This window comes from Nocardiopsis chromatogenes YIM 90109, from assembly GCF_000341185.1.
Taxonomy (GTDB): Bacteria; Actinomycetota; Actinomycetes; order Streptosporangiales; family Streptosporangiaceae; genus Nocardiopsis_A; species Nocardiopsis_A chromatogenes.
Genome location: NZ_ANBH01000158.1, coordinates 1 through 6,767, shown reverse-complemented (window position 1 = coordinate 6,767; position 6,767 = coordinate 1). Strand labels below are relative to the sequence as shown.

The following is a 6,767-nucleotide window of genomic DNA, read 5'->3' as shown; positions in this document are numbered from 1 at the left end:
TCGGCCGCCCCAGCGCCTCGGTGGCCACCCGGGCCAGCCCGTCCCCGGCGGCCACGTGCACCGCCATCAGGTGGCTGGGCTGGGGCTGGCCGCCGCGCAGCCGCGCCGAGATGCGCGCTGCCCGCCGGATCAGGGTCTCGCCCTCGGGGCCGCCGGTCAGGGCGACCACGATCCGCTCGCGCGCCTCCCAGGTGTGCCGGATCTTGTGCTCGCCGCGGTACCGGGCCAGCCCCTCGTCGACCCGGTCGGCCACCCACAGCAGCGCCAGCTCGCGCAGGGCGGTCAGGTTGCCCTCGCGGAAGTAGTTGGACAGCGCGGCGTCGACCTTCTCGGCCGGGTAGATGTTCCCGTGCGACATGCGGCGCCGCAGCGCGAACGGGGACATGTCGCACAGCTCGATCTGGTCGGCGCGGCGCACGATCTCGTCCGGGATCGTCTCGCGCTGCCGGGTGCCGGTGATCTGCTTGATGACGTCGTTGAGCGACTCCAGGTTCTGGATGTTCACCGTGGAGATGACGTCGACCCCGGCGTTGAGCAGCTCCTCCACGTCCTGCCAGCGCTTGGCGTTGCGGCTGCCGGGGACGTTGGTGTGCGCCAGCTCGTCGACCAGGGCCACCTTCGGGGCGCGGCGCAGCGCGGCGTCCACGTCGAACTCCTCGAAGGCGGCACCGCGGTGCTCGACGCGCTTGCGGGGCAGGGCCTCCAGGCCCTCGGTGAGCTCGGCGGTGCGGTCGCGGCCGTGCGTCTCGACGAAGCCGATGACCACGTCCGTGCCGCGGGCGGCGCGACGCCGGGTCTCGCTCAGTGCGGCATAGGTCTTGCCCACCCCGGGCGCCGCCCCGAGGTAGATCCGCAGCCGTCCTCGTGTCACACCATCCATTGTGGGTGATTTCGCCTGCCCTTCCACTGTCGGCCGGTCCGGCGGGCCGTGCGCCTCCGGGACCGGAACCGGCCGGTTCGCCGTTGAAGGGGGTGTCCAGGGACGAATCGCCGCATCTTAACGGGGCTCCGGTGCCCGTCCGGGAGGCCGTGGCGGGCGGTTGGCGCCGTCATGGGCGGGGCCCACCGGTTGTACGGTGATTCGCGGCCCGAAGGTTCGGGCGTTCCCCCGTGTCCCCCGAGGAGTCCCCACGATGTCCGTCGATCCCCCCAACCCCCCGTACGGCCCCCAGGGGCCCGCTCCGCAGGGGCCCGGTCCGCAGGGCGGCCCGCAGTTCCCCGGAGCGCCCGGCGGCCCGGCCTTCCCCGGCGCGCCGGGCGGCCCCACGCCCCCGCCGCCCGGGGGGATGCCTCCCGGCGGCATGCCTCCCGGCGGTCCGCCTCCGGGAGGGATGCCCCCGGGGGGAATGCCTCCGGGCGGGATGCCGCCGCAGGGGGCGCCGCAGGGCGGCAAGCCCAACCGGGGCATGCTCTTCGCCCTCGTGGGCGGAGGCGCCGCGCTGGTCCTGGTCGTCGCCGTCGTCGCCGTGGTCCTCGCCACCCGGACCGGCCCCGCCTACGCGGCCCTGCCCGGCTGCGGCGACATCCTGCCGGAGGACGCCCTGGCCGGCATCGGCGACCTCGAAGGGGCCGAGGTGGAGGATTCGACCGGGCCCTCGAGCGAGGACGAGGACATCGACGAGGGGATGGCCTGCACGGACGGCAGCAGTGAGGACCTTCCGCGGTTCGCCGTCCACGTCTTGTTGTACGACCCCGCCACCCGCGAGCGCGACTACCGGGCGCTGGAGCGCGAGTTCGACCGGGCGGTCGAGGACTACGACGACATCCTCGCGGGCGACATGGACCCCGACGACGAGGAGTACCTCTCCGAGCCGTTGGAGGAGCTGTCGGTGTCGGTCGGCGACGACCGGCGCGGCTACCTCATGTCGGACGACTTCATGGACGAGGACCTGGAGTACGGCATCGTGTTCTTCCGGATGTCCAACCTGTTCGTGAGCGTCACCTACTACGGCGAGGACGAGCCGGTCGAGGAGAAGGGCGACGCGGTCGTCGACCTGGCCCAGGAGGTCGCCTCCGGCCTCAAGAGCGAGGCCGAGCGCGCCTGAGCGGCCGCGCCCGCCGGGCCGGGCCCCGGCAGGCGGCCGAGGAGCGCCGTCGCGTCGTCGTGGCGCTTGCCCCGCGGCGGCGCGGCGCGCGCCTCCTCGCCGCGCACCCAGGAGATGAGCGCCTCGGGCCCCTCGTCCTCCAGGCACTTCCACACTTGGTCCCAGCCGTGGCCGAACCGCTCGGCCAGCCGCGTGCAGCCGTCCGTGAGCAGGGCGAACCGGTGGTCCGGGGAGCCGTCCGGCGCCGCCGGGAACGGGCGCACCCCGGTCAGCGCCTCGCGGGCGGCCTCCGGCCGGGACCCGGCCACCCAGAACCCGCCCGGAGCGTTGCGCATGGCGCGCACCAGGGCCGGGGCGTAGGGGCGCCCGCCGGGCAGGCGGTCGAGCCGGTCGTCGGTGATCACCTCCGGCGGGCCGCCGGGCACCGGCAGCAGCACCGCCGAGTCGGCCAGCACCAGGTACTCCAGGCCGCCGGGGGCCGCGCGCACCGCCGCGACCGTCGTCGCCGGGGCGTCGGGGTGGTCGGGGTCGCAGCCAGGGCCGTGCGCGGCCCGCGTGCGGACGGTCGCCTCCTCCAGCGCCGAGACGAGCGGGGGCCGCGGGGCGCCTCCGTCCCGCGAGCCGTCCAGCAGCGCCGCGAACTCGGCGGCCAGCCGCCGCACCGTCCAGCGCACGCCGTGGCGGCACGCCTCCTCGGCGCCCGGCGGCGCGGTCGCCCCGTCCAGCACGAACGCCCAGCCGCCGCCGGAGGCGGCCACGTCCTCGTTGAACGCGCCCTCTCCGGGCCGCGACGCCCACGCGATGTCCACGGCGGCACTCTACGTGCGCCGAGGGGGCGCGGGGATGAGCTTCCCGGGGTTGAGCACGCCCTCGGGGTCCAGCCGCTCCTTGACGGCGCGCAGCACCTCGACGCCCAAGGGGCCGATCTCCTCGGCCATCCACGGCAGGTGGTCGGTGCCCACGGCGTGGTGGTGGCTGATGGTGCCGCCGCCGTCGGCGATCGCGTCCCCCGCCGCGCGCTTGGCGCGCTCCCACCGTGACAGCGGGTCGTCCCCGGCGGCGGTGACCACGGTGAAGTACAGGGAGGCGCCCTCGGGGTAGGTGTGCGAGATGTGGCACAGCACCACGGTGTCGCCCTCGGGCCCCTTGAGGGCCTGGGAGACCGCCCCCGACACCGCCCGGTAGAGCGGCAGCAGGTCAGCCCACGTGGCGGCGGTCTCCAGGGTCTCGGCGAGCACCCCCGCCGACAGCAGGGTGTCCCGCAGGTAGGGGGCGTGGAAGCGGGAGCCGCGCCAGTCGGCGACCGGCTCCGACCCCAGCGGCGTGCCGCCCGCCCCGGACAGCACGCGTGCGCACGCCGCCCGCCTGGCCTCCACGTCGTCCTCCTCGCCGTCGAAGCCCACCACCGCGAGGCAGCCCGGGGCGGCCTCCTTGCCGGACAGCGCGGCGTTCACGAACGTCTCGGTCTCGTCCGACAGGCGGGCCGTGGTCGGGCGCAGCGGCGACCGGGCCAGGGCGCGCAGCGCGGCGGCGCCCTCGGTGAAGGAGGGGAACGCCCACGCCTCGTCCAGGTGCGCGGAGGGGAGCGGCCGCACGCGCACCGTCACCTCGGTGACCACCCCGAAGGCGCCCTCCGAGCCGAGGAGGAGCTGGCGCAGGTCCGGACCGGCGGCGGAGGCGGGCGCGCGCCCGGCCTCCAGGGTGCCGCGCGGGGTGGCGGCCTTGAGCGCGAGCACCATGGCGTCGAATCGGCCGTAGCCCGAGGATGCCTGGCCGCTGGAGCGGGTCGCCGCGTAGCCGCCGATGGTGGCGTACTCATAGCTCTGCGGCAGGTGGCCCAGGGTGTACCCGTGCGCGGCCAGCAGTTCCTCCGCCTCGGGGGTGCGCAGCCCGGCCTGCAGGACGGCGGTGCCCGACTCGGTGTCCAGGCGCACCAGCCGGTCCATCTCGCGCAGGTCCAGCGCGACGACGGCGGCGAACGGCCCGCGCAGCGGGTCGACCCCGCCGACCACGCTGGTGCCGCCGCCGAACGGCACGACCGCGACCCGGTGCCGGGAGCAGGCGGCGAGCACCGCCTCCACCTCCTCGTGTGCGGCGGGCAGCACGACGGCGTCGGGGGCGCGCACGTCCCGCCCGGCGCGCATGCGCAGCAGGTCGGGGGTGGACTTCCCGGCGCCGTGCCGCAGGCGCGCGGCGCGGTCGTCCCGCACCCGTCCGGTGTCGCCGCCGACGGCGGCCACCAGGTCGGCGCGGGCGCGGCCGGGCAGGGCCGGTTCGGGCAGGCGCACCGCCTCCTCGGGCACCGGCGGCAGGTCGCGCAGCTCGGCGCCGAGGGTCTGGGCGATCAGAGCGCGCACGTTCGGGTCGAGGGGCGCGGCTCGGTCCGGGTCGCCCCAGGCGTACCAGGACATCGCGCCGGTGCGGGCGGCGGGACGCTGCTGCATGCTCATGGCGTACAGTTTTACACATGACGTCAAGACGTAACGTTGAGGACGCGGTTCTGGACGCCGCCCGCGCCTGCGTCGAGGCCTTCGGCATCCGCCGCACCACCCTGACCGATGTGGCCCGCAGGGCGGGGGTGAGCCGTCCGACCGTCTACCGCCGCTGGCCGGACGTCACCGCCCTCGTGGCCGACCTGCTCACCCGCGAGCTGCTGGCGCTGCTCGACCGGGCCGACGACTCCAGGGGCGCCGGGGCCGGGGACGGCGCGCGCACCGCCCGCGAGCGGCTGACCGCCCAGGCCGAAGGGCTGATGCGGGAGGCGCTGCGCCACCCCCTGTTCACCCGGATCATCGACCACGAGCCCGAGACCATGGCCGTCTACGCCTTCCAGCGCCTGGGCACCAGCCAGTTCGCCGCGCTGGACCTGCTCCGCTCCGGCATCGAGGACGGGCAGGCCGACGGGTCCATCCGGCAGGGCGACACCGAAGGGATGGCGCGCGTCGTGCTGCTGTCGGTGCAGTCGCTGATGACCTCGCGGCGCCTCACCGAGGACGTGCTCGACGAGGACGCGCTCGTCGCCGAGGCGCGCAGGCTCCTCGACGGCTACCTGGCGCCGGAGGAGGGGCGATGAGCGGCGCCGGGACGGGCGGACGGCCCGTGGACCCGGCGACGGTCCTCGACGCGGCGCACCGTGAGGCCGGCCTCGACGCCTTGGCGGACGGGGCCGCCGTGGACGTGCTCGTGGTCGGCGCAGGGGTCACGGGCGCGGGCACCGCGCTCGACGCGGCCGCGCGCGGGCTGAAGGTCGCCCTCGTGGAGCGCGGGGACCTGGCCCACGGCACCAGCCGGTGGAGCTCCAAGCTCGTCCACGGCGGGCTGCGCTACCTCGCCAAGGGGCAGGTCGGCGTGGCCATGGAGAGCGCGCGGGAGCGCGGCATCCTGCTGGAGACCACCGCGCCGCACCTGGTGCGGACGCTGCCCATGGTGCTGCCGCTGCACGAGGCCGTGGGCACCGCGCACGCCGCCGCCACCCGTGCGGGCATGGCCGTCGGCGACCTGCTGCGCGTCGCGGCGGGGACCGGCCGCCGGGCGCTGCCGCGCTCGCGCAGGCTGACGGCCGAGCAGACCGTGCGGCTGCTGCCGGGGGTGCGCGCCGAAGGGCTGCGCGGGGGAGTGCTCTCCTTCGACGGCCAGCTGACCGACGACGCGCGGCTCGTCGCGGCCCTGGCGCGGACCGCCGCCGGGTTCGGGGCACGGGTGGCCACGCGGTGCGCGGCCGAGCGCCTGGGCGGCGACGGCGCCGTGCTGCGGGACCTGCGGTCGGGGCGGAGGATCGAGGTGCGGGCGCGCGCGGTCGTCAACGCCACGGGCGTCTACGCGGGGGAGCTGGTCCCGGACGTGCGGCTGCGCCCGAGCAGGGGCACGCACATCGTCCTGCGGGCGGAGGCGGTGGGGCGGCCGAAGGCGGCGCTGATGGTGCCGGTGCCGGGGACCGCCAACCGGTTCGTGTTCGCGCTGCCCCAAGCGGACGGGCGGGTGTTCGCCGGTCTGACCGACGAGCCCGTCGACGGCCCGCTGCCCGAGGTCCCGGAGGTGCCGGAGGGGGACGTCGCCTTCCTGCTGGAGGTGCTGAACCGGGCGCTGGGGACGGCGCTGGAGCGGTCGGACGTGGCGGGGGCCTATGCGGGGCTGCGCCCGCTCCTGGAGAGCCGAGGCGGCTCCAGCGCCGACCTGTCCCGTCGGCACGCGGTGCTGCGGTCGGACGAGGGCGTGCTGACGGTGGTCGGGGGGAAGCTGACGACCTACCGGAGGATGGCCGAGGAGGCCGTGGACGCCGCCGTGGAGTCGGCCGGGCTGCGGGCGGGGGCGTGCAGGACGCGCGCGCTGCCTGTGGTCGGGGCGGCGCCGTGGGGGGAGCTGGACGCGGTCGACGCCCCGAGGAGGCTGATCGCCCGGTACGGCACCGAGGCTCCGGCGGTCGCGGCGATGGCGCAGGGCGATCCTGAGCTGCTGCGCCCGGTGGCGGCGGGGGTCACCCCGGCGGAGATGCGCTTCGCGGCGGCGGTCGAGGGGGCGTTGGACGCGGAGGACATCCTGGACCGGCGGACGAGGCTGGGGTTGGTGGCGGAGGACCGAGAGGCGGGCCTCCCGGCGGCGGAGGAGGCGATCGCGTGGGCGAGGAGCGGGGTTTCCGATCGGCGGTCGTAGCCGCAATGCGGAAGGCGGATGCGTAAAGTGGCACGAGCGGGAGTCCCGCCACCCTGGAGCCCCAGGTCAGCA

At 76.4% G+C, this 6,767-nt stretch carries 5 protein-coding genes and 1 pseudogene; 3 read left to right on the top strand and 3 right to left on the bottom strand.

What is annotated here, in order from left to right; all coding sequences use genetic code 11:
• Positions 1–871, bottom strand: a pseudogene (locus tag D476_RS0116580) (sensor histidine kinase); the annotation flags it as partial.
• Positions 872–1,346: 475 nt separating this feature from the next.
• Here D476_RS0116580 and D476_RS0116575 point away from each other — a divergent pair.
• On the top strand, positions 1,347–2,045 hold the full coding sequence (locus D476_RS0116575) for a hypothetical protein (protein WP_239648732.1): 699 nt from the start codon (positions 1,347–1,349) through the stop codon (positions 2,043–2,045).
• Here the strand turns inward: D476_RS0116575 and D476_RS0116570 are convergent.
• Both D476_RS0116570 and D476_RS0116565 read right to left on the bottom strand, forming a co-directional pair.
• On the bottom strand, positions 1,946–2,854 hold the full coding sequence (locus tag D476_RS0116570; RefSeq protein WP_017625052.1) for a protein phosphatase 2C domain-containing protein: 909 nt from the start codon (positions 2,852–2,854) through the stop codon (positions 1,946–1,948). The two genes, D476_RS0116575 and D476_RS0116570, sit on opposite strands and share 100 nt — an antisense overlap.
• A gap of 9 nt (positions 2,855–2,863) precedes the next feature.
• A complete protein-coding gene (locus tag D476_RS0116565) occupies positions 2,864–4,495 on the bottom strand; it encodes an FAD-binding oxidoreductase (RefSeq protein WP_017625051.1) in 1,632 nt (543 codons plus the stop codon).
• 17 nt (positions 4,496–4,512) lie between these two features.
• Here D476_RS0116565 and D476_RS0116560 point away from each other — a divergent pair, with 17 nt between their 5' ends.
• On the top strand, positions 4,513–5,118 hold the full coding sequence (locus tag D476_RS0116560) for a TetR/AcrR family transcriptional regulator (protein WP_017625050.1): 606 nt from the start codon (positions 4,513–4,515) through the stop codon (positions 5,116–5,118).
• Complete coding sequence (locus D476_RS0116555) at positions 5,115–6,695, top strand: glycerol-3-phosphate dehydrogenase/oxidase (RefSeq protein WP_017625049.1); 1,581 nt, start codon at positions 5,115–5,117, stop codon at positions 6,693–6,695. Before D476_RS0116560 ends, D476_RS0116555 begins: the two co-directional genes overlap by 4 nt.
• The last annotated feature ends 72 nt before the right edge of the window (positions 6,696–6,767 follow it).